This is a genomic window from Sphingobium fluviale, from assembly GCF_004122115.1.
GTDB classification, from domain to species: Bacteria; Pseudomonadota; Alphaproteobacteria; order Sphingomonadales; family Sphingomonadaceae; genus Sphingobium; species Sphingobium fluviale.
Genome location: NZ_SBKP01000005.1, coordinates 127,448 through 152,815, shown reverse-complemented (window position 1 = coordinate 152,815; position 25,368 = coordinate 127,448). Strand labels below are relative to the sequence as shown.

Sequence of the window (25,368 nt, the reverse complement as noted above, 5' to 3'; positions counted from 1 at the left end):
CGCTCAGTCCAGTGCGACGACCAGCTTTGAACGGATAGACAACAGGCTGGGTATAAGGTCAGCGCTGGGTTGCCCTGCCGGCTGTTGCGTATGCGCAACAGCTTCCACATCGTCAGGTTCAGTCTTGCGCCCCTTTACACCTGCCTTACTGGATAGCGCCTGTTGTGCGCCGCGCACGGTATAGCCTTCGACATTCAGCAGTCTGTGAATGAGCCGGGCCAGCTCTACGTCGTCCGGCCGGTAATAGCGGCGATTGCCTGCGCGCTGGAGCGGGCGCAGCGCCGGAAAGCGCGTCTCCCAATAGCGCAGAATGTGCTGAGGCACGTTCAGCTCGGCTGAAAGCTCGCCAATGGTCAGGAAGGCACCGGATTGTTTGGTCATGTGCGCCACTTTACTCGGCACTCCGAACCCGTCAATCACTCAGCGCACATACTTGCGATTCAGCCCTTGGAGACTTGCTCACGCATGATCTGGCTGGGGCGGAAGGTAAGCACCCGGCGGGAAGTGATCGGCACCTCAACGCCAGTCTTGGGATTACGGCCAACCCGCTCAGACTTGTCGCGCAGCACAAACGTACCAAAACCGGAAATCTTGACGTTCTCGCCACGGGCCAGCGCGTCGCACATCATATCAAGTATCGATTCAACAATGCGCGCAGACTCTGCACGGGAAAGGCCAACTTTCCCGTTCAGGCTTTCTGCAAGATCGGCGCGCGTGAGCGTTTCTCTGCCCCCCATGTATGGTTCTTTCTCTTCTTCCCACCTAGAATTGCGCACTTGATTCCCCAAGCCGCCCTTATTTGCAAGTGCGGTACGTGAAATTGATCTAAAATTGCATCAAATCGGAGCGAAATCAGGGGGAATTTACAATTATTACAGCCGAATCAGGCAAGCGCCCCAGGTAAAGCCACCGCCCATAGCCTCCATTACCACCAGATCACCCGGTTTGATGCGCCCATCCCGCACCGCCACATCGAGCGCAAGCGGCACGGATGCGGCGGATGTATTGGCGTGCTGATCGACCGTGACGATCACCTTTTCAGGCGCAAGGCCGAGCTTGCGCGCAGTAGCATCAAGGATGCGGGCATTGGCCTGATGCGGCACGACCCAGTCAATATTGTCCGCACTCTCGCCTGCCATATCCAGCACCTCGCGCAGCACGGCGGCAAGGTTGGTGACAGCGTGGCGGAACACCTCCTGCCCCTTCATGCGCAGCTTGCCGACGGTGCCGGTGGTTGACGGCCCGCCATCGACATAGAGCAGCTGGTTGTGCCGCCCGTCCGCATGTAGCTTTGTAGCAAGAATTCCGCGTGCGCCGTCTTTACTCTCTTCAGCTCCGAGCACGACTGCACCCGCGCCATCACCGAACAGCACGCAGGTCGTGCGGTCTTCCCAGTCTAAGATGCGAGAAAACGTCTCCGAGCCGATCACCAGCGCCGTATTGGCTGCGCCGGAGCGGATCATGCTATCCGCCACGCTGACCGCATAGAGAAAGCCGGAGCATACAGCCGCAACATCGAAGGCCACACAGTCATTTATGCCCAGCGCCGCCTGAACCTTTGTGGCGCTCGCGGGAAAGGTCTGGTCCGGCGTGGCGGTGGCGAGGATTATGAGGTCTATTGCTTGCGGCTGGACCCCCGCGGCATCCAGTGCCGCGCGCGCGGCCGCCGTGCCGAGGGAGGAGGTTGTCTCGCTCTCGTCCGCAATATAGCGGTTGGCGATGCCGGTGCGCTCGCGAATCCATTCGTCGCTGGTGTCTACCCGTTCTGCCAGCTCAGCGTTACTAACGGATTTCGCTGGTAAGGCAGAACCTGTGCCCAGCAGGACCGAACGACGGATCATCAGGAAGCGAGCTCCATTTTTCCAAGCGCATCGATCCGCGCCAGATCGCTGGTGATACGCTGCGTTATATCGGCCTCCAGCAGGCGCGCTGCGACATGGACTGCGTTGGCGACCCCGGCCGCGTTTGCGCTGCCATGGCTTTTCACCACTACGCCGTTGAGGCCCAGGAACACTGCGCCATTATGCTGGTTCGGGTCCAAATGATGTTTCAGCAAGTGCATCGCCGGCTTGGAAATGAGGAAACCGATTTTGGACCGGATCGAGCTGGTGAAAGCCTTGCGCAGCAGATCCGTCACGAAGCGCGCAGTGCCCTCAGCAGTCTTGAGCGCGATATTGCCGGAAAAACCATCACTCACAATCACGTCCGCCTCGCCGCGCGCGAGCTTGTCGCCTTCGGTAAACCCGTCAAACTGCATCGCGAGCTGTGGGCTGGCCCGCAATATGGCCGCGGCATCGCGAATTTCATCCGTGCCTTTCAAATCCTCAGTGCCGATATTGAGCAAGCGAACGCGGGGCCTCTCCAGCTCCATCGCTGCGCGAGCATAGGCCGCGCCCATCACCGCGAACTGCACAAGGTTGCGCGCGTCGCATTCGGTGTTCGCTCCAAGGTCGAGCATCACCACATCATTGTCACCCAGCGTAGGCAACAGCGCGGCGAGCGCAGGCCGGTCAATCCCTGCCATTGTGCGCAACGCCAGCTTCGCCATCGCCATCAGCGCACCCGTATTGCCGGCCGAAACTGCGGCGCCCGCATCGCCTTTCTTCACTGCTTCGATCGCGAGTCCCATGGAGGTACTTTTAGCGCGGCGAATGGCAGCAGCGGGCTTTTCACTCGCATCGACCACGCCATCGGTATGGACGATCTCGGATGCGGCGCGCAGATTGGGGTGATTATCAAGCGCGGCCTTGATCCGCGCCTCATCGCCAAAGAGGGTGAAGCGCAGGCCGTCGTGCCGTCGACGCGCCTCGGCTACGCCCGCCATCATGACGCGCACGCCTTCATCGCCGCCCATCGCGTCTATGGCGATATGCGGCTTGCGGTTCACATGGTCCCCCTGAATGTCAGTGGCCCCGATCAGGCCCCGACGGCGATAACTTCGCGGCCGTTATAATGGCCACATGCCGGGCAAATGTGATGCGGGCGCTTCAATTCGCCACAGTTGGAGCATTCCTGGAATGCCTCCACTTTCAGCGAATCATGGCTGCGGCGCATACCGCGCTTGGATGGAGATGTTTTCCGCTTCGGGACAGCCATATCGGCACCTGTATCCGTATCTGTAATCAGTTGATGCGACGTCTGGGAAGGCTCAGCATCGGCAAGGCCGACACGGAACCGATTGCGCCAAGGCACCCGGTTGTCGCGAAGTCATGCGCCTATAGCGGGTTTTTGCCGGAGGGCAAGAGTTATTGTCTGCTCTCGGCGCCTGCCGACGCAGCACCAGACGCATATTCCGTGTGCAGCGAAAGGATCACCCGCTCCACCAGATCATAGGGGATGCCATCCGCATAGCGGAACTGCAGATTACCCTTCGGCCCGCGATGCGGCTTCAGCGCTTCCACTAGCTCCGCTGGCGCCTTAACTGGCGGATATATCCCGATATGATGCTTGAAGCCCGCATAATAGAGGAACACCCTGCCCTGCCGCAACGCGGGCATCTTATAGCTGATCGTCTCGTGCGCATCGGGACATAGCACAACCGCCATCTCCCTGATCCGCCGCAATATCGGCCGGGCAACATCGGGGCTGGCCACGATATACTCGTCAACCGTCATGACCTGTTATTCCGCCAGCGCGCGATCCCCCACAAAGGGGTTGGTCGCGCGCTCATGCCCGAAGTTGCTCATCGGGCCATGGCCCGGCACAAATGCCACATCATCCCCCAGCGGCCACAGCCTTTGCGTGATCGCGTCGATCAGATCCTGATGATTGCCGAGCGGGAAGTCTGTCCGCCCGATCGAGCCCTGAAACAGCACATCTCCCACTATCGCGAGGCGGGAGGGCGCGTGATGGAACACCACATGGCCGGGCGTGTGGCCGGGGCAATGGATGACATTAAGCGTCAGCTCCCCCACCTGCACCGTATCTCCGCCGTGAAGCCATCGATCCGGCTCGAACGGCTTCCCCTCCACGCCATATTTGCGGCCGTCATCCTCCAGCCGGGCGATCCAGAAGCGGTCGTCCTCGTGTGGCCCCTCGATCGGCACGCCCAGCTCTGCGGCCAGCACCCCCGCCTGCCCGCAATGGTCGATATGGCCATGGGTCACGAGAATCTTCTCGATAGCCACACCCTGCTCGCGCGCGGCGGCTTTCAGCCGGTCCAGATCGCCACCAGGGTCAACGAACGCGCCGCGCATCGTGACAGTGCACCACAGCAACGTGCAATTCTGCTGGAGCGGAGTGACGGGAATAATCGCCGCGCGCAACGGCGGCTCGGCCTGCTGAGGTGCATCTGTCATATCTGCGATGTGCGTCAGTAATGCGCTGCTTGCAACCACCTAGTGCCCGGCATGGTCCAAATCACGCTATCACACCAGTCGCTTGCAACTCCATACCACGCGGCCGACAATATCAACCAGCGCAGGAGCCACATCCGCCCATGTAGGATAGTGCGGGTTGTCGCTCGATATGGTCAGCCCAGCCTTGCCACGCTTGGGCGAGAGCGAGACACGCTTCACCATCAGCGCATCATCGAGCCTCAGCACATAGACGCCGTCGCGCAGCCGGTCCGCGCCTTCGGCACGATCGACCATGATGCTGTCACCATTGCCGAGTGTAGGCGCCATCGATTCACCTTTTACATCGATAATGGAGAGAGTTTCCGGGGATAAACCGAGCTGTTTGAGCCAGTGCCGGTCAAAATGGATGGTGCCCCTCTCATCCTCCGCCCCGGCAAGCGCGCCATGCCCCGCGGAGGCCTCGACAGACAGGCGGGGTATGGATACCATATCCCCAAGTCTAGGAAATATCCTCGAATTTTCCCGATCGTCTGACAGCATATGCGGTGGCGAATCAGGGGTTGGAGCGCCCAGCAGCGCCTCGTCCACGCCGAAATAGCGCGCCAGTAGCCTGCGATCCTCCTCGCCCAGCCTGCGCGGGCTACCTCGCTTTATAAACTGCTGAATATAGGCCGCATTACGCCCGATCAGGCGAGACAGCGCCCCATAATTCTCGCCCCGGTCCGCAATCAGCCTTGCGAGGAACTGGCGCGGCGCATTCTCATCCATTTCGGCACCATACATTCAAGAAATTTCCTAGACATGTTGGATTTCCCTCTGGATATAGGATTATTCCTATTTGTCGACTCACCATAAGCAAGCTACTGGAAAGTGGAGGAAAACTGATGCCCATATTGAGGAAAATTGAGTCCTTTCTGCGTGACACTGGGATGGCTCCTACTCGATTCGGGCGGGACGCGGTGCGAGACCCGCGACTCGTGTTCGACATAAGAAATGGAAGGGAGCCTAGCCCCAGAATGATCCAAAAGATAGAACATTTCATGAACATATTCCAAAATGGAGCTATCAGCCAATGACTCGCCCTCAGACTCAACCCAAGCTTTCAGTCCCATCGACACGCAACCGTCAGCGCCTGCGCTCCCGCGACTGGCCACGCCAGCCACGCCGCGATCCGCATGTGCGGGTGATAACACAGCTCTCTGAGCTTGCCGGATCGGATATGTCCATTATTGCCAGTTCATCGCGCCCATGGGCAAGCGCGACCTTCATCGGAGCGCAGCACCGCGTGATTCTGCGCTTTGCTGGAAAAGATGCCCCGGAGCGCGCAGCGCGCTTTGCCGAATGTCTGCCGGAGGCCGAATTCGCTATTGCCGGGCATATAGTGGCTGACGCCTGCGTCGACGAATGGCTACGCGAAACGAACAAGCGCGAAGACACAGCAGATCAAGACTGTACTGATAAGGGCCATCAGGCGCAGGCGGAAGGCCTTACGCTACGAATCACCGTGCTGACGGTGGAGGACTGGTGAGCTCCCTTCACTATAGCGACAGAAGCCTGCTGGAAGGTTTCTGACGTGCTCCAGTCAGTGTAGACACGGAAGAAACCTCTCAGTGGATGGCTGAAGAATAGAGAGCAGTAATTGTGCCAGTGGCAGCTGATTTATACCAAGCTGCACTGATTGTGACCGATCACAGCTGGTATCAGCCACTATCCCCAAGTCGCGTAAGCGCTGCACGGGCGATCGGCTCAAGTGAGTCACGCGCGGCTTCGTGCAACGCCTTGATCATCCGCGGGTCCCAGAAATCACGGATATGCTCAGCCACTGCGGCCACAGCCACCTCTTCACCCCTCGCGGCAAGATTGCGGGCGATCTGGTTCGCCATCATCACGAGCGTGTCAACGTTCATGCGATTACTCCGCCGCCTCGGCATGACCCGCGATACGGCGTGACTGGCGCGCCTGAGCGTCATAGTCCCGCTGCCAGTCTGATGGCCCGTTGGAGGGCGCCACCTGCACCGCCGTCACCTTGTATTCCGGGCAGTTGGTGGCCCAGTCGGAATAGTCCGTCGTGACGACATTGGCCTGCGTGCTCGGATGGTGGAAGGTCGTATATACGACGCCGGGCGCGACCCGGTCCGTCACCAGCGCGCGTAGTGTCGTCTCGCCGGTGCGGCTGGCGAGGCGCACCCAGTCGCCGGTATTAAGGCCGCGATTTTCGGCATCTGTCGGGTGGATTTCTAGCACGTCTTCGTCATGCCAGATGCTGTTCTCGGTCCGCCGCGTCTGCGCGCCGACATTATACTGTGAAAGGATGCGCCCTGTTGTGAGCAACAGCGGGTAGCGCGGACCGGTGCGCTCGTCGGTCGGGATATAGTCTGTGACGACAAAATGGCCTTTCCCGCGTACAAAGCCATCCTCGTGCATGATCGGGCTGCCATCCGGGTGGGCGGCGTTTACCGGCCACTGCAACGACCCCGCCTCCTCCAGCCGCGCGAACGACACGCCTGCAAAGCTCGGCGTGAGGCGTGCGACTTCGTCCATGATCTCGCGTGGGTGAGAATAGCTCCAGCCCAAACCCATCGCGTTGGCAAGCGCCTGCGTCACCTGCCAGTCCGACATGCCATTGGCCGGTTCCATCACCTTGCGGACGAGCTGGATGCGCCGCTCGGCATTGGTGAAGGTGCCGTCCTTCTCCAGAAAGGTGGAACCGGGCAGGAACACATGCGCGTAGTTAGCCGTCTCGTTCAGGAACAGGTCGTGGACTATGACGAGGTCCATCGCCTTGAGACCAGCCGCGACATGGTGGGTGTTGGGATCGGATTGCAGGATGTCCTCGCCCTGCACATAGAGCGCGCGGAAGCTGCCATCCACCGCGGCATCGAGCATGTTCGGGATGCGCAGACCCGGATCGGGGTCGAGAGCGACGCCCCAGTCCGCCTCGAACAGCGCGCGGGTAGCACCGTCCGAAATATGACGATAGCCGGAGAGCTCGTGCGGGAAGCTGCCCATGTCGCAAGCACCCTGCACATTATTCTGGCCACGTAGCGGGTTCACGCCCACGCCCCGGCGGCCGATATTGCCAGTCGCCATCGCGAGATTGGCGATCGCCATCACGGTCGAGCTGCCCTGGCTATGCTCGGTCACGCCGAGGCCATAATAGATCGCGCCGTTGCCTCCGGTGGCGTAGAGCCGCGCCGCCGCGCGCAGGTCAGCGGCGGGAACGCGCGTTACGGCTTCCAGCGCTTCAGGGCTATGGCGCTCGTCAGCGACGAACGCGGCCCAATCCTGATACTCGTCCCAATCGCACCGCTCACGGATGAACGCCTCGTCCGCCAGCTTTTCGGTCACGATCACATGCGCCATAGCGGTCAGCACCGCGACATTGGTGCCCGGTTGCAGCGGCAGATGATGTGCCGCCTCAACATGGGGCGATCGTACCAGATCGATCCGGCGGGGGTCGATGACGATCAGCTTTGCCCCTTGCCGCAGCCGTCGCTTCATGCGGCTGGCGAAGACAGGATGTGCGTCCGTCGGGTTCGCGCCGATCAGCAGGATGACGTCTGCATCCATCACGCTGTCAAAATCCTGCGTGCCCGCCGAAGTGCCGAAGGTCTGCTTGAGACCGTAGCCGGTGGGCGAGTGGCACACGCGGGCGCAGGTATCCACATTGTTGCTGCCGAACCCTGCGCGCACCAGCTTCTGCACGAGGAAGGTTTCCTCGTTGGTACAACGGCTCGAGGTGATACCGCCCAGCGCCCGCGCGCCATGCTGCGCCTTGATCGCGTTAAGACGTGTGGCGGTATGACTCAGCGCCTCGTCCCAGCTCACCTCGCGCCAGGGCTGGTCGATGCTCTCGCGGATCATCGGGCTGGTGATGCGGTCCTTGTGATGGGCATAACCCCAGGCAAAGCGCCCTTTGACGCAGCTGTGCCCACGGTTTGCCTTGCCATCCTTCCACGGCACCATGCGCACCAATTGCTCGCCGCGCATCTCGGCGCGGAAGGTGCAGCCGACCCCGCAATAGGCGCAGGTGGTGATGACGGCGCGCTCCGGCTTGCCGATCTCCTTCACCGCCTTTTCCTGCAAGGTCGCAGTAGGACAGGCCTGAACGCAGGCGCCGCAGGACACGCACTCGCTGGAGAGAAAATTATCTGCGCTCTGCCCCGCGCTAATGGTGCTGGCAAAGCCGCGCCCGTCCATCGTCAGCGCCAATGTGCCCTGCACCTCGTCACACGCGCGGACGCAGCGCGAGCAGGCGATGCACTTGGACGGGTCAAAATCGAAATAGGGGTTGGAGCTGTCAACACCCAGCCCAAGATGACTCGCGCCTTCATAGCCATAGCGCACATCACGCAGACCAACCTGCGCCGCCGTATCCTGAAGCTCGCAGTCGTTGTTGGCGCTGCATGTCAGGCAATCGAGCGGGTGGTCGGAGATATATAGCTCCATCACACCCTTGCGCAGCCTTTGCAGCCGGGGCGTCTGGGTGTGAACCACCATGCCCTCCGCTACCGGCGTGGTGCAGCTTGCGGGCGTGCCGCGCATGCCGTCCACCTCAACGAGGCACAGCCGGCAGGAGCCGAATGCGGCCAGATTGTCGCTGGCGCAGAGCTTGGGGATGGAGCCGCCGCTTTCCGCTGCCGCGCGCATGACGCTCGTGCCCGCCGGAACGCTGATGGGGCGCCCGTCTATCGTCAGCGTCACTGTGATCTCAGAGAGGACTTCCGGCGTTCCGAAATCAGCCTGCGGTTCATAGCCCATATGCGGCCTCCATTTGTGGGCCTGTCACCCATAGCATAGTATCATTTCGAGCGACCACGGCCAAGGCCAGTCCAGCCGCCTTCGCCCGGCGTACAGCAAGGTCTGTCGGTGCGGAGATCGTCACCAGCAGCTGGCAATTCGCGCGGACCGCCTTCTCGACCAGCTCGTAGGAGCAGCGCGATGTCATCACGATGAAACCGAGCGACGCATCTTCACCTGCGCGAGCGAGCGCGCCAATCAACTTATCGAGTGCGTTGTGGCGGCCGACATCCTCGCGCACCAGCACAAGCGCACCGTCGGCCTGCGCAAAGGCGGCAGCATGGGTGGCGGAGGTCAGCGCGTTCAGGGGCTGAGCATCGTGCAACGCGGCCAGCGCGTTACGGATCGCTTGCGGCGTCGCGGTTGATGGAGTGGTGAGTTTGGGCAGGGGGCGTAGCGCCGCCTCTATGCTCTCCACCCCGCACAGCCCACAGCTGCTGTCCCCCAGCCGCCTGCGCGCGCGCTCCATGATCGGCACGGCACGGTCAGCGGGCAGGTTGATCCGCGCGACCACTCCCTCGCCGTCTGCAACCCGTACCAGCTCCACCGGCCCGATCTCGCCTGCGTCGGCCAGCCCTTCGGACAGGATGAATCCGGTGACGAAATCGTCCAGATCGGCAGGCGTCGCCATCATTACGGCATAGACCACGCCGTTGATCTCGATCGCCACCGGCGCCTCGATGGGGATGGCGCGCTCGCCTTGCTCCAGCGCGTCGTTATAGGCGCTGCGTCGCGTCGTGATGCTGGCTACGCCCTCAGTCACGGGCGGAAATCTTCCGGCCAGTGCTTCAAGGCCGAAAGCACCGGATAGGGTGTGAACCCGCCGAGTGCGCACAGCGAGCCGAACTTCATCGTCTCGCACAGATCCTCAAGCAGGGCGATGTCATCCTCGGTACTGCGCCGGGTCTTGCGAGCATTATGCATCTGCGGCAGCACCTCGACCGCATCGACGCCCCTGCCCCCTGCCCTGATCCGGTCGATCAGCTCCACCCCACGGGTCGAGCCAATGCGGCAGGGCGTGCATTTGCCGCAGCTTTCCGCCGCGCAGAATTCCATCGCGAAGCGCGCCATGTGGCCCATATCCGCGCTCTCATCGAACACCACGATGCCCGCATGGCCGATCAGCGCATCGGCCTGCGCATAGTCCTCATAGGCGAAGCGCAGATCAAACTGATCCGGCGGTATATAGGCCCCCAGCGGCCCGCCGACCTGAACCGCCTTCACCGGACGACCGGACGCCGTCCCACCGCCGATTTCGTAAATCAGCTCGTTCAACGTGATGCCGAACGCGATTTCATACAGCCCGCCATGCTTGATATTGCCCGCGAGCTGGATCGGCATCGTGCCCTTGGAGCGATCGACGCCCAGACTGTCATACAAGCTCGCGCCGCCCTCGGTCAGAATGTGAGGCACCGCGGCCAGCGTCAGCACATTGTTAACCACGGTGGGGCAGCCGAACAGTCCCTGCAAGGCGGGCAGCGGCGGCTTGGCACGCACCTCGCCGCGCTTGCCCTCGATGGAATTCAAAAGCGAGGTTTCTTCACCGCAGACATAAGCCCCCGCCCCCATCCGCACTTCGAGCCTGAGGGGCGCAATGATGCCCGCCGCAAGCTCGATCGCGGCATTCAGCTTGGCGATGGCGTGCGGATATTCGCTGCGCACATAGATGTAGCCCCGCTGTGCGCCGACTGCATAAGCGGCAATCGCCATGCCTTCGATCAGCTGAAACGGGTCGCCCTCCATCAGCATCCGGTCGGCGAAAGTGCCGCTATCGCCCTCGTCCGCGTTGCAGACGATATATTTGCGCGCTCCCGCCGCCTTGGCCACCGTTTTCCACTTAACGCCCGCCGGGAAGCCCGCCCCGCCGCGTCCGCGCAGGCCGCTTTGCAGAACTTCGGCGACAACTTGCGCCGGCTCCAGCGAGCGGGCGCGATTGAGGCCCGCCCAGCCGCCGGTGGTGGCATAATCCTCAAGGCTCAAGGGCCGCGTCTTGCCCGCGCGCGCAAAGGTCAGCCGCTGCTGCCCCGCGATGAAGGGGTGATCCGATATCTTGCCGATGCACTTGGCGCTGGTGCCGTCCAGCATCGCCGGTACATCGGCGGGCATCGCCGGGCCATAGCCGATGCCGTCAATCTCGACCAAGGGTTCGAGCCAGTGCATGCCCCAGCTCGATACCCGCTCAACGGTGCATCCTGCGGCTTCAAACGCCTGCGCCACCGCCTCGGCGCCGCATGCGATGCTGAGGGCGTCGTCGGAAATGCGCGCAACCCGTTTCATGCTTGCTCCACCAAGGCGACAAGCGCCGCCTGATCCAGCCGGGCGTACAGCGCATCGCCCATGCGCGCGGCGGGGCCGACGCTGCACAGGCCGAGGCAATAGACGGTCTTCAGTTTCACGCGCTCGCCCGCAGCCACCTGTGCCGCGTCAACAAGCGCCTCCACCCCGCGCGCCTTGCACGCCTCCGCGCGACACAGCTCGATGTGCGGGCGCAGATCGGCGGCAGGGGTAAAATCGTGATAGAAGCTCACCACCCCGTGCACCTCGGCGCGGGAGAGGTTTAGCGCCTTGGCAATCGCCGCCTCCGCTTCCCCGTCCACACAGCCAAAAGCGTGCTGCACATCATGAAGGATGGGTAGCAGGGCGCCTTCTTTGCCTGCATGAGCGGCGATCAGTTGCGCCAAATCCTGAGAGTTTGCCATTGGCCGATGTTCCTGCATCCGCCCCTTCAGTCAAATAGAAATATCAAATCATCAATAGACGATGCCTATTGATCTTCTCTCATTCCGGTGCGGCGAGCGACTTTGCCACGGTCAGAATTGCGGAAACCAGCGGCGACAAAGGCTCGCGGTCGACCACCACAACGCCCACCCGCTGAAGGTCGTCCGGTTCCTCGAATGGTAGGAAAACCGCCCAGTCCAGACCCGACAACAGATTAGCATAGCCGTCAGGAACAATGGTCGCGAACGATGCCTCTTTGACTAGCGCCAGCAGCGAGACATTGCTGTCAGCATTGGCGCGCGGAGCGGCCATCAAACCCAGATGGGAAAGGCGGGCATCGAGGATGCGGCGAAACTGCATGCCCTGATGGAGCAGGCACAAGGGATAGCGCGCGGCTTCCTGCCATGAAATGCTGTTGCGTCCATCCAGCGCCTCGGACCGACGCGCAACGAAGACAAACCGCTCCCCGTACAGCGGGATCGAGAGCATGTTGGTGAGTGGCTCGTGATCGAGATAGGTCAGCCCGGCGTCGACCTCGAATGCGCGCAGCCGCCGTTCTATCTCGCGCGAGGTGCCAGACTGCACGGTGAGCGAGACACCTGGAAACCGCCTGAGCAGCGCGTCTCCCAATATCCCCACATAGGGCAGCGCGGCGGGGATCGCCGCCAGCGTGACCTCACCTTCCAGATGCGCACTGGTCACCGAGATCGTCTGATTCATGCTGGCGAGCGCGCCGACGATCTGCTGCGCCCAGGGAAGGATCGCCTCGCCGTGCCCAGTCAGGCCGATGAACCTCCGGTCCCGCTCCACCAGCCTCTTGCCCAGTTCCTGCTCCAGCGCATTCAGCCCGGCAGAGAGCGTGGGTTGGGATACGCCGCAGGCGCTGGCGGCCCTGGCGAAATGCCGGGTCTGCGCCAGAGTGACGAAGTAGCGGAGGTATCTGAACTGCATCGGACTGCCTGCCTTCCCGTCCTTGTCTTCGGTGCAAGGAAGGGGGTCCGCAAGTGTTTATTTATTGCTCTTGCTCAACAGGCGTCCGTATTACTGTTTCAGGCGCGTGGCATGCCAGGCGATATGATCGGCCATGAATGTGGAGATGAAATAATAGCTGTGGTCATATCCGGGCTGCATGCGGATGGTAGCGGGCTGGCCTGCGCGTGTGCAGGCTTCCTGAAGCAGATGGGTCTTCAGTTGCTCTCCGAGGAAATTATCGGCCTCGCCCTGGTCGACGAGCAGATCGGGCAGGCGCGCACCGTTGTCGATCAGCGCGCACGCATCATATTCGGCCCAGGCGTTCCGATCTGGCCCCAGATAGCCACCCAGCGCTTTGTGCCCCCAGGGGCACTGCATCGGCGCGACAATCGGGGAGAAGGCCGACGTTGACTTAAAACGCCCCGGATTGCGCAGGGCTATGGTCAACGCACCATGTCCGCCCATCGAATGACCGGTGATGCCCTGCCGATCCATATCGACCGGAAACTCCTCGGCGATCAGCGCGGGCAGGTCCTGCTCGATATAGTCGCGCATGCGATAATGCCGCGCGAACGGTTCCTGAGTGGCGTTGACATAAAAGCCCGCACCGAGGCCAAAGTCATATGCGCCGTCCGGATCATCAGCCACACCCTCGCCGCGCGGAGAGGTGTCGGGCGCAACGAAGATGATTCCGTGCTGTGCGCAGGCAGCACGGAGCTCCCCCTTCTCAGTCACATTGGCATGCGTGCACGTCAGCCCCGACAGATACCATAGCACGGGAAGCTTCGTGCCGGGCGCATGGTCCGGCACGAACACGGAGAAGGTCATTTCCGTGCCCGTTGCCGAGGAGGAGTGCTTATAGACGCCCTGCGTGCCGCCATGACTGCGGTTTGCGCTCACTTGTTCCATCATGGCAGAACAGGCTCCTTAAGATTTACACAAATGCGTAGGCGCAAATCTTGTTGCCGGCGGGATCGCGCAGATATCCGGCATATGCACCGGGCAGATGGCCGCGCGGACCGGCTGCGCCCTCGTCGGTGCCTCCCGCAGCAAGACCTGCAGCATGAAAGGCGTCGACTTCAGCGGCGCTGGCTGCCGCAAATCCTACAGTAACACCGTTACTCGAAGGTGCCTCGCCGTTGCCGGGCTTCAACACAAGGAAGGCTGGTTTATCCTTGCCATACAAAACGCAGGTGTCGCCAAACGGGCCCATATTCTTGATGCCCAATGCACCCAAGGCGGCATCATAGAACTTTGTTGAAGCAGCGAGATCGCTAGCTCCAAGGCAGGTGTGGGAAAACACGTCATTTCCAGAAATTACAGAATCGGCCATCTTTACGCTCCTTAGGATTAATGGATAAAACTCAAAACACGACGACGCTGCGGATGGATTTGCCGGCGTGCATGAGGTCGAACGCGGTGTTGATCTCTTCGAGGCCCATGACGTGGGTGATCATGGGGTCGATCTCGATCTTGCCGGTCATGTACATGTCTACGATTTTGGGGACATCGGTGCGGCCCTTTGCTCCGCCGAATGCGGTGCCGCGCCAGTTGCGCCCGGTGACGAGCTGGAACGGGCGGGTGGATATCTCCTTGCCTGCTTCGGCGACGCCGATGATGATAGACGTGCCCCAGCCGCGATGGCAGGCTTCCAATGCGGTGCGCATCACCTCGGTATTGCCCGTGGCATCGAAGGTGTAGTCCGCGCCGCCGTCGGTCAGCGCGACGATCTTCGCCACCACCTCCTCGCGGCTTAGCCCCTTGGAGTTGAGGAAATCGGTCATGCCAAAACGGCGGCCCCATTCCTCGCGATCGGGGTTGATGTCAACGCCGATGATCCGTCCAGCCCCCGCCAGCCGCGCGCCCTGCAACACGTTGAGGCCGATGCCGCCCAGACCGAAGACCACGACATTGTCGCCAACCTGCACCTTCGCGGTGTTGACCACCGCGCCCACGCCCGTCGTCACGCCGCAGCCAATGTAGCAGCTCGACTGGAACGGGGCGTCTTCGCGGATCTTCGCCACCGCAATCTCCGGCAGCACGGTGAAGTTGCTGAAGGTGGAACAGCCCATGTAATGAAAGATCTGCTGGCCCTTGTACGAAAACCGGCTGGTGCCATCGGGCATCAGCCCCTTGCCCTGCGTCGCGCGGATCGCGGTGCACAGGTTGGTCTTGCCCGAAAGGCATGACTTACACTGGCGGCATTCCGGCGTGTAGAGCGGGATCACATGATCGCCCGGCTTCACGCTCAGCACCCCCGCGCCAACCTCGCGCACGATCCCCGCGCCCTCATGGCCCAGCACGCTAGGAAAAATCCCCTCGCTGTCAAACCCGTCCAGCGTATAGGCGTCCGTGTGGCACACGCCCGTTGCCATGATCTCAACCAGAACCTCGCCCGCTTTCGGACCATCCAGATCCAGCTCAACAATCTCCAAAGGCTTCTTCGCTTCAAAGGCCACAGCGGCACGCGTCTTCATACAAAACTCCCATATCTGGCTTCATATCCCACTAGCTGATATCCAACATCGCGATAAACGACTATAACCGCAATACATTATTGCATATAAGGGATAATCAAGTGCATCAAAAATGGGATGGGATCGATGAGTTTGTCGCGGTGGCCACTGCAGGCAGCTTTGCAAATGCAGCGGCCCGCCTTGGCGCCTCAACCTCCCAAGTCAGCCGCGCCGTCATACGGCTAGAAGAAAGATTGGATACGCAACTCTTTTACCGGACTACCCGTAAGGTTGCACTGACGGATACAGGCCGCGCGCTGGTCGAGCGATTCCGCGAGCTCATAAGACAGCGGGATGAAGCGCTAGATCTGATAACCGACGTCGGCGAACCGCAGGGAGAGTTGAGGATCACATGTTCTACCGCTCTGGGATCGCGGTTTGTCGCGCCGATCGTCGCGCGCATGGCAAAACAGTTTCCACGCCTGAGTGTCAATCTTGAGTTGAGCAATCGGATTGTCGATCTGGTGGCGGAAGGATTTGATCTAGCGATCCGCACAGGTAACCTCGCGGACTCCGGCCTGATCGCAACCCGGATAGCCTCCAGACGTTTATACCTGTGTGCCTCTCCCGATTATCTGAAACCAGCTGGGCGTCCCCAGACCATAGAGGACTTAGCAAATTTTGAGTGTCTCAGAGGTACAGCCTCTACATGGCATTTTCAAATGGATGGCGTAAGCAGGACCGTACGTCCTAACGGAAGATGGCGCTGCAACAGTGGCGATGCTGTGCTTGAGGCCGCACTTCTTGGATTGGGCATATGCCAGCTTCCTGAATTTTATGTTTTGCCACAGATTGCAAATGGTGCTTTGGAACCTCTGCTAGAAGCGTTTAGGCCTAGAGACGAACCGATCTGGGCTGTCTATCCGCAACGCAGGCACTTGCTTCCCAAAGTCCAGCACCTGATTAGCATATTAAGGGTAGAGTTAGGGGCAGCATTGGGGCAGTAGATTCTGTTCAACTAAAGATGCAGATTATTTGTTAATGCAGCTTTGTTCCGCTTCCACTTATTATGCATGGTAATATCATGCCGATACGTTGATTTATGATAAACAGTCCTCACGTCGCATTGTATCGCGGGTTTCGACCGAGCTGAAATTTAACCGCAATTCGATTCCCGGCCTTTCCAGTGGCGTGACTGTCGCGCTGAGCCAGCTACCCGCGTCCGCTACACATTCTCTTGGAAGATACAATCAGGCAGCCACACTTGGAGGATATCGCTTTCCTTCGCTTTTGCGCGCTTTGCAAAAACTGTGTTGTCTGACAGAGAACCGCAGGTGAAGGCACAAAAGTGACCATGCCCCAGTTGAGCGTCGAATGTGGCAGGGTCAGACCAGACAGGAGCCGATAAAACCACCCTGCCTTCATAGCACATGGTGGTTTACAATAGTTTCTAAACCAATCCGATCTAGCCCTGACAAAACCTAGCAAGATACTGTTTTATATGTATAAATGGTAGCGGAGGAGGGATCCACCAACCTCGCTTAAGCAGCTGTTAAAATGTCATTCTGCTATCAGTTTCGCGATAAATACCCCCTGCAATACCCCCATCGTGGGACGTTTGCGATGAGCGGAATTTTGATCGCGGCAAACCGTTCGCCTTACCCCAAGCAGTGGGCATTGACTGCGCGAGTTGGCGTATATCGCAGGCAGCGTAGCTCCCACTCACGACACCTAAGAACCAATCTAGATCACTCTGCCAACGACATTGATCGCCTTTCGCTGAACACCGTTCCAGCTTGGATAAGCGGGATGCTCGGTCAGGACAAAATGCGATCTGGTCGGGTCCAAAGCGATCCGCCTGACGAACTTCTCTGACGGTCCCCGGACAGCGTAGAGCCCGTCGTGAAGGGCATCGTGAGGGCGCAACCTTTGGATTATGACTTCGTCGCCATTCTAGAGGGTCGGATGCATAGCCTCACTAGCAATGGGTAAGATCGCCAAACCTGCAGGCCTGTTGCATAGGCGTCTTAGGCAGGCTTCATCGACGATCCGAGATTTTCCCCGTGGGAATTGCAGGCCTTTTACCTCCCCATGACCGGCACAGTGATGACCGAACGTCGCGGAGTTGAAGTACACTGTCTACCGCCGAGCAGTTTGGCCGGAACATCGAAACGCAGAGCTATCTGAGCGATATCGCTTTGATCGAGACGCGTGAGGCTCTACAATACTCTGGCAGGCTGGTTGATGAACAATGGCAATGCCCATTTCAGGACAAAAGAGCGGATCAATGATTGAACCCTCACGGATACCGCCCCGGAGCGGAATCGCATTTCGTCTCCGTTCTGGCGAAATCCTGGAGGTAATTGATCCCCACGGATGCCAAGTGGCCGATTTGCTAGCCTATTCCGCAGATGACGTCGGTGAGGTGATTTCCAACGGACGCACGTTTGATTACGAGGAGACAATCTGCCTCACGACCGGCAACGTGTTGTGGTCCAACCGGTCGCGCAAGATGCTGACTATCCTGGGCGATACCGTCGGCCGCCACGATTTCTTGCTGACTCCCTGTAGCGTGGATACCTTTCGTCATTTCTATCCGGACAAGCCAATTCATCACGGATGCTTCGGTAATCTCGCACAAGCACTGGCCCCTTACGGGATCAGTGAAGATGCGATTCCTGTGGCATTTAACTGTTTCATGAATGTCCCCCTCCAGAATTCGGGTCGGTTGAGCGTAGAGCCGCCCGTAAGCCGACCGGGCGACTTCATTCAATTGCGAGCAGAGTGCGATCTCATCATCGGACTGACTGCATGCTCTGCCTATTCTAGTAATGGCGGCTCGTTCAAACCAATAGATTACCGAGTAATCTTGCCTCCGACAGCCCCGAATGAGCCAGCGGAAGCCGACCAATCGTAGCGTTGAGAAGATCAACAACAGGATAACATTTGAAGAGTTTTATAATACGATGAACGATTTTGTACTCACATCCCTTCAATATTATGGCGCCGGTGCCGCTGCCCTTGCAGCCCTGATCCTTTCTCTAAATCTTGGTCGCCTGTGGAGTGGACGCGCGTTCTTGATTTTCGTGACCAGCTCTCTTGCGCTGATCGCGTGGGGTTTTCTCGATGAGAATTCGGAAGGGATCGGCGTTCAAAACGTCATTTTGCTCGTCATCAATTGCGTCGGCGTATACCGCTATTTGATTGCCGGTGAGCGGGGAAAAGAAACGACTCATCAGGGAACTGTTTGATGCATCTGGCGGTTCGCTGTCCCCGAGCGAACGCGATCCAAGACGCCAGAAGGTTTGCTACCTCACAATCGAGACGGTCTTGGAAATGTTACCGGATGCACTGAGAGACAACCGCCTGACGTCACATGATCCCGGGATTTAGTCGCCACTGTGTTCAGGCTTTCCCTTGCGCTGAGTGCTCGCCATATCTTCGAGCTCGCCCTCGCTCATGGACTGGAACATGTCCTTGGAGGCGCCTTTCAGTGCGGATTTCTTCGTATCGCCGCGTTTGGCCGAAAGCGCCGCGCCTGCGGCTTTTTGCTGCGCCTTGGATTTTGCGTGCATCATGCCTCTCCTTTCTGCGTCAATCCTTTGCGTTGTCCCTATGCGCGTGCCTCCGGCGGCAGATAAAGCCGCTCGCTCTCCATCTGCCGGCGCGCATCGGCGATGACGGCATCGGAGAAGGCCGGCACGACCTGGGCGGTGATGCGGGCATGGACGCGGCCGAACTTGGCCGCCCAGTCGGTCGCGGGCAGGCTCAGCCGCTGTTCTTCGACGAAGACGAGGAAAGCCAGGATCGCGGGGAGCTTGCGCGCGGTGATGACGGCGTTAGGGCAATCAAGGCAGCCCCAGAAGGGCTGCGCACAGGGCGAACCGGCCTCGGCGAAGGGACTGTTATGGAAGCCCGCGCAGGCGGCGAGCCAGACATCCTGTTCGCCGTCGAGCAACGGACCCACGGTAGCCAGCGGCATCAGCGGCTCGGCCTGATCGGGCGCTTTGCGCAACGCCTGCTCGGCGGTGGGCGGAAGCACGGTCGGCATCGCGGCGGCGACCGCTGCGCGGAAGGCGTCGGCGACGGCCGTCTCGTGCAGGGGCCGGAGCGACGGCAGATCAGCATAGTGGCGCGCCGCTACCTCGCGCGAGTGGCCGACCGCGAAGCGGGCTATATGCCCCTCGGTCTTGGTGTACCATAACGCCTTGTGGGTCTTGCGGAGCCGGGAGAGCAGCAGGTGGAGCGGCTTGCCGTCGTCATCGACAATATCGTTCTGCGCCACCCAGGCATCGATCCGTTCCGTCGGGTGGCGGATACCTGCCCGCAGGCCGCCAGCGTTGTGATAAACCCAAATACGATCGTCGTTTAGATGCGTGCGGGCAGTCGCCGTGACCTCGATCAGGCGACGAATAAGACCGCCAGGCGTGCCACCACCGCCGTCGCGGACGTGCATGCTCTTATGCTCGGCGCCGCGAGCGCGGCGCTTGAGATAGCGCAGTTCCACCGTGCCGGCATGGGGGTTGGTGAGACAATCCACGGTCAGCGTCTTCAGGCACTCGGGCTCGAGGCCGGTATCGAGCGTGAGCAACACGAGCAGCGCCGGCAGATCGCGCGCAAGCAGGTGATGGCGGCCATGCAGGTCGTCGATGAGCGTGCTGATCGGCAATGCGCGCCGCATGCGCATGAAATAGAGGCTCTTCAGCGCGGGCTGGTCTGCGACGATAAAGCCCTGCCGCGCGATGATCGCTTCGACATCGGCGCGCGCGCTGGCGATGACCGGGTCGCCCTCATCGGTCCGGTCGTCGGCGCCGAGACGGCGGAACATCGCTTCGACATCGGTCCTCGCGGCGTCGCGCAACGCGCGGGCGACGAAGGGGCTATAAGCATCGCGCGGGGTCGAGCGGCCCGCCGATGTGGCCAGCGTGTAGCGCAGCCGCTCATGCAGGTCGGACGCGATCCGATCGGGCCGGTCTGCCTCGATCGCGCGCAATGTGTTGATGATCTTGCCGACCGTTATGTGCCGGTGGATCGCGCCCATCCCGCGCTGTTCGAGCGCGGAGGCGAACCCATCGATATGGACTGCGCGCAGGTCGCTGACGCCAGCCACGTTCAGCGCGTCATCGCCAAGCCAGGCGAAGAACAGGCGGTAGGCATTTACATACTGCTTGATGACGCTGGCCGCACCGATGGGGCCGCCGAGCGCCGCTGACCGACGTAGCGCGCCCGCGAAGGCGATGGCGAGTGGGCGAGGAACGAGCCCAGTCATATCGATCAGGACCGTTCCGCCATGCCGTGCCTCGATCGTGAACTTGAGGCCGAGCACAGGATCGGGCTGCACGGACTCCGGCGTGATCGGCGCGAAAGCGACAGGCCGGCCCTTGCGGGGATGCCCGCTCATGCGCCCTGCGGTCCCGGCAGCAGCGCGAGCAGCTCCTCGACGGCCGCGTCCACTGTATCGGCGCGCGTCGCGATATGATCGAGGTAGATATAGGTGGTGGTGAGGCTCGCGTGGCCGAGCAGACGTTGCACCTGTTGCAGCGGGTCGCCCAGGATCAGCCGGTAGCTCTCCACCGGCCCCGCCGGCAATGCCGCTTCGCGCCGCCGCTGCTGGATCAGCAAGGCGAGCATATGGACTGCGAAGGTGTGACGAAGCTGGTGGGGACTGATCGACAGCGGGAAACCGTTCTCCTCGCACCGCTTGCAGGCACGGGTGAAGATCACCTCCCACGAGTTGGGGCGAACAGGCTGCCCTACCTCGGTCAGCCATAGCGCCGCCGGCTCGTGGGGTGGTCCATCCTCGTCGCACAGGATCAGGCGGCATCGTTCCTCTGGGGTGCAGACATCGCGCATGCGGTCGAGACCGGCGCGGGTGACAGGGATCGGTCGTTCGAGCTTGGCCGCGCCGTCCCGCGCGGCGAACTTGGTCACGCCTGCGGCGCGTTCGACGGCGACATAGGCGGCGATCTGACGCAGCAGCCGACGCGGGACCAGCACACTGCGTCCCCGGTCGCCCTTGGTGAGCGGCGGCGGCAGGCGCAGCCAAAGCTGCTGAGCCTGATCGTGGTCGTGATCGATGGCCGCAAGCTCATCGGCGAGCAGGCCCGACGCCTCTTCAAGACGCAGGCCAGTGGTGACGAGAAGGTCGGCGAACAGAGCGTTGCGCAGCCCGTTGCGATCGCGAGCGCCGGGGCGCTCGGTGCCGTCCGGGGTGAGGCCGCGCAGGCCGACCTCGCGGAAAATGTGGTAGTCGTCCATCGTGACGAACCGCACATCCGACCGCCTGGCAACACGTTCATAGGCGTCGTTGCGCGCCGCGATCATGCCACGACGGCCACCTTGCGCCGGTCGCCACACGGCGCGGCGGCTAAACGGCGCGTCGGCGATCAGCCCTTGCTGCTCGCCCCAGCGGTAGAGGCGATCGAGGCTGGCGACAGCCCGGTTCCAGCTTGCCGCCGTGATCCGGTGATCGGCCTCGTCGCGGCGTCGCTCACGATGATAGGCATCGACATCGTCGCGGGTCGCAGCCCACACGGTCTTGCCGCAGGCATCGAGAAAGCGGAGCCAGACCGCAACATCATAGGCGTAGGCGCGAAGCGAGTGCCGCGAGCGGACCCCCGACAGCGGCAGGTCGAGAAAGAAGCGATCCAGATCGGGATCATAGAGCGCGTCACCGCGCAGGATCAGCGGCACATGCGCATCGAGACCCTTGGCCTCGCGGCGCTCGCAAACAGTAATGATCGACACCGGCCCGAAACCCTCCCCCCGGACCCCCCACCCGGAAGCTGACCTCACACCGATGCGCTCTATGGCCCGGCAGTAATCAGGCTGGCCTCCGCCAGCTCTTGGGTCAGCGCTACGGCCAGCCTGATTACTGCCTACCGTGGGCGTCCATCGCCGACCTTACTGCAATGTTGCGGACGGCGCAGACTGTCCAGATAAGGCTACCAGTTCTTCGGCGGCATAGGCCGCCGTGCCGAAGCGGTTCTTGAGATCACGCCCCAGGCGGCTGGCATGGCCGGTCCAGTGCGACAGCTCGTGGGCAAGCGTGGCGTAGTAGTGATCGAAACCGTTAAACAGACTGACAGGCGGCATCGTGACACGATCGGCAGTCGGCTCGTAATAGGCCTCGCAGCCCTGGTGGCGCAGATTAACGGGGATGGCAGCGAAGAAGGCGTCGAGGTCGGCCTCGCGCCCTTCAGGCTCAACCAGTTCCAACGTCGCGGCCGGATGAAAGCGCTCGGGCAGACCTTCGATCTGATCGGCATTGAAGACCGGATAGGCCTTGAGCACCCGGCGGGCTTCGTCGGTCTTTTCGCCGGTATCAGGCGTTTCAACCTCCTTTGTGTAGCTCTTGTAGAAGATCGCGATCGTCGACTTCTCGCCCTTGCGGACCTGGGCGCCGAGCGATTTTGCCTGGTTGTAGGTCATCCAGAACGGGGAGGCGTAGCCGCACATGTCGGCGACCATCCAGAGCCAGAACACGTTCATGCCGCGGTACGGAATCCCGCAGGCTCGCAAGGGCCGGGAGACCGGGACACCGCGCCACGGCTTGATCCACGGCTTTGTGCCAGCTTCCAGACGGGCGATGATTTCCTGGGTGATACGGGTGGCGGGCGACAGGCCGCCGCCCTGCTCCTTGCGATAGGCCATGATGGTTCTCCTGATTGCGGCATCTGGACAATCGGCGACGGGTTCGCCGGTCAGTGCCACAGGGTCCCGAGCCCCCTCTGCTCTTCTCCCAAAAAGGAAGCGGCCCTCCGGCGTGAGCCGAAGGACCGCTTCTCGAGGTACGAGTGGCCTTGCCTGTCAGGAGGAGGTCAGGCGGCCAGCTCGCGGGGGGAGTGAATTTCGCCGTCGACACCAGGCTCAGCGTCAGATGCGTCGATCTCGGCTTCGCCAGCCTCCGTGGCAGCGGAGGCAAACTGCATGACCTCAGGCACCCAGGCCAGGGCCTTCTCGCGAACCTCGACCTCGGTGATGTAGGTGCCGGCGAAGACGCGTTCCGCGCTCATCGCGAGGTCACCCTTCTTGACCGAGGCAAAGCGCGAGGAGAGCTCGAGGCCGCCGACATCGCTCAGCGCGTCGAGGATCACCTGCTTCGAGACCCGGTCGAAGTAGTTGGCCGCCGTCGGCCGCCACCACTGCGCCATATCGATGCCGATCAGACTGCCGAGATGATCGTGGAACGGCAGTTGGCGCTCACCGGTCATGTTGAGGCTCGCCTCGAGCGACCGGGCGACGACGTAGCCGAGCCAGGCCGCGCGGCTGTCATCGGGCAGCGCCCGAAACAGATCGAAGCGGGACGTTGCATCAGGCCCGGCGCGCCAGTTTTCGTCGAGACCAGACCTGAGCTCGGCAAGCGCGCTGCTCGCCAGCGCATCCTTGGCTTCGAAGCCGATGATCGGGCCTGCCGGGACAGGCGCGCGCAGTGTGGTCGAAGGGCGCGCCCGCCAGTCGTGGGTATCGGCATCGGCGAGAGTGAAGACCATGATGTCAAGCGCCAGCCCGGGATCGGATGCAACGTGAAGTGCCAGAACATCGCGGCGCTGCATCGCGAGTTCGTCGACCAGACGTTTCGACAAGGTGGTCCGGCGCCTGTCCGAACCTTCTTCGCCTGCAACGACTTCGATCCCGTCATCGGATTCGGCGGGTTCAGCCTGACGCTCGCCGTAGAACACCGGCTGGAGAACCGGCGTGCCATCGCGGGAGAGCACCAGCACCATTCCTGCCTCGGCCTTGAGCTCCGGCGCGATGACGGGCGGGCGGGCACGAATTTCCTGGCATTCGCGTTCGATGGCCTCGATAGCCGCTTCGGCCGCAGCTACGGCCTCCTCGGCACTGTCCTCGTCTTCAAGGATCGCCGCGTGCTCGTCATAGGAGGCATCGAGTTCGTCGAGCCTTGCCACTTCAGCTTCGGTCAATGGCGCCGGATCGGCGAGAAGCCTGACCAGGCCTTCGACCAGGTCGTGGCTGGCATAAGGATCGAGCGTCGGCTTGACCCAGGCAAGACCCTGCTCAGCGGCGAGGGCTTTGGCCTGCTCTTCCATCTTCGTGGCGGCAAGGCTTTCAAGCAAAGCAACATCGACCCAGGACTCGCTGTCGTCGTTGTCGAACAGTTCGCGCTCAATGCGGCCGCCCGCAGCGATGTAGGCGTCGCGGCCAACGAGACGGGCGCGCGGATCGCTGCCCCGGACCGTGTCGGACAGGACCATGCGCCGAATGCTATCCGGATTGGGCGCATAGTAGGCCGAGGAAACCTGATCGAAGACGCGAGCCTGGATATCCTGGTCCGAGGTCGCACCGAAGGCCTTGGCGATGTCGAGGGTGATTTCGCCCGAGGCCAGCGCTTCGAACACGACCGGCGCAAGCGTCGCAAGGCGCAGACGGCCCTCGACGAAGCGGACGGTTAGACCGAAGCGGCGAGCAACGTCCTCGACAGTCGCACTGCCAGCCACGAGCGCGGCAAAAGCCTGGGCTTCATCGGCCGGGTTCATGGCGAGACGGTGGAAGTTCTCGGCGAGACTGGTCTCGACCGCAGCTTCGGCGCTGTCCTCGAGCACGAGGCACGTGACTTCATGATCGCGGGCGAGGATCTTTTCGTCGACGAGCGCGAGCATTGCGCGGCGCCGACGCTCACCGGCTTCGACATCGAATTTGCCCTTCGCGGCTGGCCGTACGATGAGGTTCTGCAGCAGGCCGCGGGCTGCGATGCTGGCCTTGAGTTCAGCATCGGCTGCCGGATCACCGTGGCGGCGGACATTGCGAGGCGACTGAACGAGCTTGTTCAGCGGGATCGACTTGATCATGGGATACACTCCTGATTGTGAGCCCGGCGCATCGACCATCGACGCCCAACTGGCTCAATCAGGGCAAAGCCAACTCCCCTCTCATGCGGTCGTAGCAGATCCGCCTAGTGGCGCTCCTCCTCAGCGTCCTCCCACCGTTTCCTTTCTCGATCGTCATCTTCATCTCGCATGGATCCAACCGATGCGAAGGGACTTGCTCGACCAAGCCCCACCTTGACTTTGGAACGAATAGAGAACATTATTGAGCGGCTGTTGAGGACGCTTCGTCTCGTGTCGCGGCACCTGGAGCAGCGCGCGGACGTTTCACTTGCCTTA

General features: G+C 61.4%; 26 protein-coding genes. 4 read left to right on the top strand and 22 right to left on the bottom strand.

The window, feature by feature from the left end:
• Positions 1-3: 3 nt before the first annotated feature.
• From EQG66_RS07320 to EQG66_RS07285, 8 genes are all read right to left on the bottom strand, one after another.
• Positions 4-381 (bottom strand): MerR family transcriptional regulator, encoded by a 378-nt coding sequence (locus EQG66_RS07320; protein WP_129403928.1) that lies wholly within the window; start codon positions 379-381, stop codon positions 4-6.
• Positions 382-440: 59 nt separating this feature from the next.
• A complete protein-coding gene (locus EQG66_RS07315) occupies positions 441-737 on the bottom strand; it encodes an integration host factor subunit alpha (RefSeq protein WP_129403927.1) in 297 nt (98 codons plus the stop codon).
• A 135-nt stretch (positions 738-872) separates the two neighbouring features.
• Positions 873-1,841, bottom strand: a complete 969-nt coding sequence (locus EQG66_RS07310; RefSeq protein ID WP_129403926.1) for a beta-ketoacyl-ACP synthase III — start codon at positions 1,839-1,841, stop codon at positions 873-875.
• On the bottom strand, positions 1,841-2,887 hold the full coding sequence (gene plsX / locus EQG66_RS07305; RefSeq protein WP_129403925.1) for a phosphate acyltransferase PlsX: 1,047 nt from the start codon (positions 2,885-2,887) through the stop codon (positions 1,841-1,843). The genes EQG66_RS07310 and plsX overlap by 1 nt, the downstream gene beginning before the upstream one ends.
• Positions 2,888-2,916: 29 nt before the next feature.
• Positions 2,917-3,096 carry a 50S ribosomal protein L32 gene (gene rpmF / locus EQG66_RS07300; protein ID WP_129403924.1) on the bottom strand — a complete coding sequence of 60 codons (180 nt, stop codon included), beginning with the start codon at positions 3,094-3,096 and terminating at the stop codon, positions 2,917-2,919.
• Positions 3,097-3,245: 149 nt separating this feature from the next.
• Positions 3,246-3,614: an iron chaperone gene (locus EQG66_RS07295; RefSeq protein WP_129403923.1), complete on the bottom strand. Its 369-nt coding sequence runs from the start codon at positions 3,612-3,614 to the stop codon at positions 3,246-3,248.
• Between the two features lie 6 nt (positions 3,615-3,620).
• Positions 3,621-4,298, bottom strand: a complete 678-nt coding sequence (locus tag EQG66_RS07290; RefSeq protein ID WP_129403922.1) for an MBL fold metallo-hydrolase — start codon at positions 4,296-4,298, stop codon at positions 3,621-3,623.
• A 69-nt stretch (positions 4,299-4,367) separates the two neighbouring features.
• Positions 4,368-5,066, bottom strand: coding sequence for a S24 family peptidase (locus EQG66_RS07285; protein ID WP_129403976.1), 699 nt, complete (start codon positions 5,064-5,066; stop codon positions 4,368-4,370).
• A gap of 304 nt (positions 5,067-5,370) precedes the next feature.
• Between EQG66_RS07285 and EQG66_RS07275 the strand changes: the two genes are divergently transcribed.
• A complete protein-coding gene (locus EQG66_RS07275) occupies positions 5,371-5,826 on the top strand; it encodes a hypothetical protein (RefSeq protein ID WP_129403920.1) in 456 nt (151 codons plus the stop codon).
• Between the two features lie 172 nt (positions 5,827-5,998).
• Here the strand turns inward: EQG66_RS07275 and EQG66_RS07270 are convergent, their stop codons facing one another.
• The 9 genes from EQG66_RS07270 to EQG66_RS07230 all read right to left on the bottom strand — a co-directional run bounded on the left by EQG66_RS07270 (position 5,999) and on the right by EQG66_RS07230 (position 15,265).
• Positions 5,999-6,205: a formate dehydrogenase subunit delta gene (locus tag EQG66_RS07270; RefSeq protein WP_245987926.1), complete on the bottom strand. Its 207-nt coding sequence runs from the start codon at positions 6,203-6,205 to the stop codon at positions 5,999-6,001.
• 4 nt (positions 6,206-6,209) lie between these two features.
• The gene (fdhF, locus tag EQG66_RS07265) at positions 6,210-9,059 is read right to left on the bottom strand and encodes a formate dehydrogenase subunit alpha (RefSeq protein ID WP_129403919.1); all 2,850 of its coding nucleotides are present in this window, start codon (positions 9,057-9,059) and stop codon (positions 6,210-6,212) included.
• Complete coding sequence (gene fdhD, locus EQG66_RS07260) at positions 9,049-9,861, bottom strand: formate dehydrogenase accessory sulfurtransferase FdhD (RefSeq protein ID WP_129403918.1); 813 nt, start codon at positions 9,859-9,861, stop codon at positions 9,049-9,051. Before fdhD ends, fdhF begins: the two co-directional genes overlap by 11 nt.
• On the bottom strand, positions 9,858-11,375 hold the full coding sequence (locus EQG66_RS07255; protein ID WP_129403917.1) for an NADH-ubiquinone oxidoreductase-F iron-sulfur binding region domain-containing protein: 1,518 nt from the start codon (positions 11,373-11,375) through the stop codon (positions 9,858-9,860). Before EQG66_RS07255 ends, fdhD begins: the two co-directional genes overlap by 4 nt.
• Positions 11,372-11,797, bottom strand: coding sequence for an NAD(P)H-dependent oxidoreductase subunit E (locus EQG66_RS07250; protein ID WP_129403916.1), 426 nt, complete (start codon positions 11,795-11,797; stop codon positions 11,372-11,374). The genes EQG66_RS07255 and EQG66_RS07250 overlap by 4 nt, the downstream gene beginning before the upstream one ends.
• 79 nt (positions 11,798-11,876) lie before the next feature.
• Positions 11,877-12,767: a LysR family transcriptional regulator gene (locus tag EQG66_RS07245; protein WP_129403915.1), complete on the bottom strand. Its 891-nt coding sequence runs from the start codon at positions 12,765-12,767 to the stop codon at positions 11,877-11,879.
• 90 nt (positions 12,768-12,857) lie between these two features.
• A complete protein-coding gene (gene fghA, locus EQG66_RS07240) occupies positions 12,858-13,697 on the bottom strand; it encodes an S-formylglutathione hydrolase (protein ID WP_129403974.1) in 840 nt (279 codons plus the stop codon).
• Between the two features lie 25 nt (positions 13,698-13,722).
• A complete protein-coding gene (locus EQG66_RS07235; RefSeq protein ID WP_129403914.1) occupies positions 13,723-14,121 on the bottom strand; it encodes a VOC family protein in 399 nt (132 codons plus the stop codon).
• Between the two features lie 31 nt (positions 14,122-14,152).
• Positions 14,153-15,265 carry an S-(hydroxymethyl)glutathione dehydrogenase/class III alcohol dehydrogenase gene (locus tag EQG66_RS07230; RefSeq protein ID WP_129403913.1) on the bottom strand — a complete coding sequence of 371 codons (1,113 nt, stop codon included), beginning with the start codon at positions 15,263-15,265 and terminating at the stop codon, positions 14,153-14,155.
• Positions 15,266-15,366: 101 nt separating this feature from the next.
• Between EQG66_RS07230 and EQG66_RS07225 the strand changes: the two genes are divergently transcribed.
• The 3 genes from EQG66_RS07225 (at position 15,367) to EQG66_RS07215 (ending at position 18,495) form a co-directional block, all read left to right on the top strand.
• On the top strand, positions 15,367-16,251 hold the full coding sequence (locus EQG66_RS07225) for a LysR family transcriptional regulator (protein WP_129403912.1): 885 nt from the start codon (positions 15,367-15,369) through the stop codon (positions 16,249-16,251).
• A 1,280-nt stretch (positions 16,252-17,531) separates the two neighbouring features.
• Complete coding sequence (locus tag EQG66_RS07220; protein ID WP_129403911.1) at positions 17,532-18,161, top strand: DUF1989 domain-containing protein; 630 nt, start codon at positions 17,532-17,534, stop codon at positions 18,159-18,161.
• 49 nt (positions 18,162-18,210) lie between these two features.
• Positions 18,211-18,495, top strand: coding sequence for a hypothetical protein (locus tag EQG66_RS07215; RefSeq protein ID WP_129403910.1), 285 nt, complete (start codon positions 18,211-18,213; stop codon positions 18,493-18,495).
• A gap of 138 nt (positions 18,496-18,633) precedes the next feature.
• On the opposite strand, the gene EQG66_RS07210 is transcribed toward EQG66_RS07215, so the two are convergent.
• The 5 genes from EQG66_RS07210 to EQG66_RS07190 all read right to left on the bottom strand — a co-directional run bounded on the left by EQG66_RS07210 (position 18,634) and on the right by EQG66_RS07190 (position 25,053).
• The gene (locus tag EQG66_RS07210) at positions 18,634-18,819 is read right to left on the bottom strand and encodes a DUF3008 family protein (RefSeq protein WP_129403973.1); all 186 of its coding nucleotides are present in this window, start codon (positions 18,817-18,819) and stop codon (positions 18,634-18,636) included.
• Positions 18,820-18,857: 38 nt separating this feature from the next.
• Positions 18,858-20,645 carry a hypothetical protein gene (locus EQG66_RS07205; protein ID WP_072597918.1) on the bottom strand — a complete coding sequence of 596 codons (1,788 nt, stop codon included), beginning with the start codon at positions 20,643-20,645 and terminating at the stop codon, positions 18,858-18,860.
• Positions 20,642-21,991 (bottom strand): tyrosine-type recombinase/integrase, encoded by a 1,350-nt coding sequence (locus EQG66_RS07200; protein WP_062061010.1) that lies wholly within the window; start codon positions 21,989-21,991, stop codon positions 20,642-20,644. The genes EQG66_RS07205 and EQG66_RS07200 overlap by 4 nt, the downstream gene beginning before the upstream one ends.
• A 156-nt stretch (positions 21,992-22,147) precedes the next feature.
• On the bottom strand, positions 22,148-22,897 hold the full coding sequence (locus EQG66_RS07195; protein WP_129403909.1) for an ArdC family protein: 750 nt from the start codon (positions 22,895-22,897) through the stop codon (positions 22,148-22,150).
• Positions 22,898-23,064: 167 nt separating this feature from the next.
• Positions 23,065-25,053, bottom strand: a complete 1,989-nt coding sequence (locus EQG66_RS07190) for a ParB/RepB/Spo0J family partition protein (RefSeq protein ID WP_129403908.1) — start codon at positions 25,051-25,053, stop codon at positions 23,065-23,067.
• Positions 25,054-25,368: the final 315 nt, after the last annotated feature.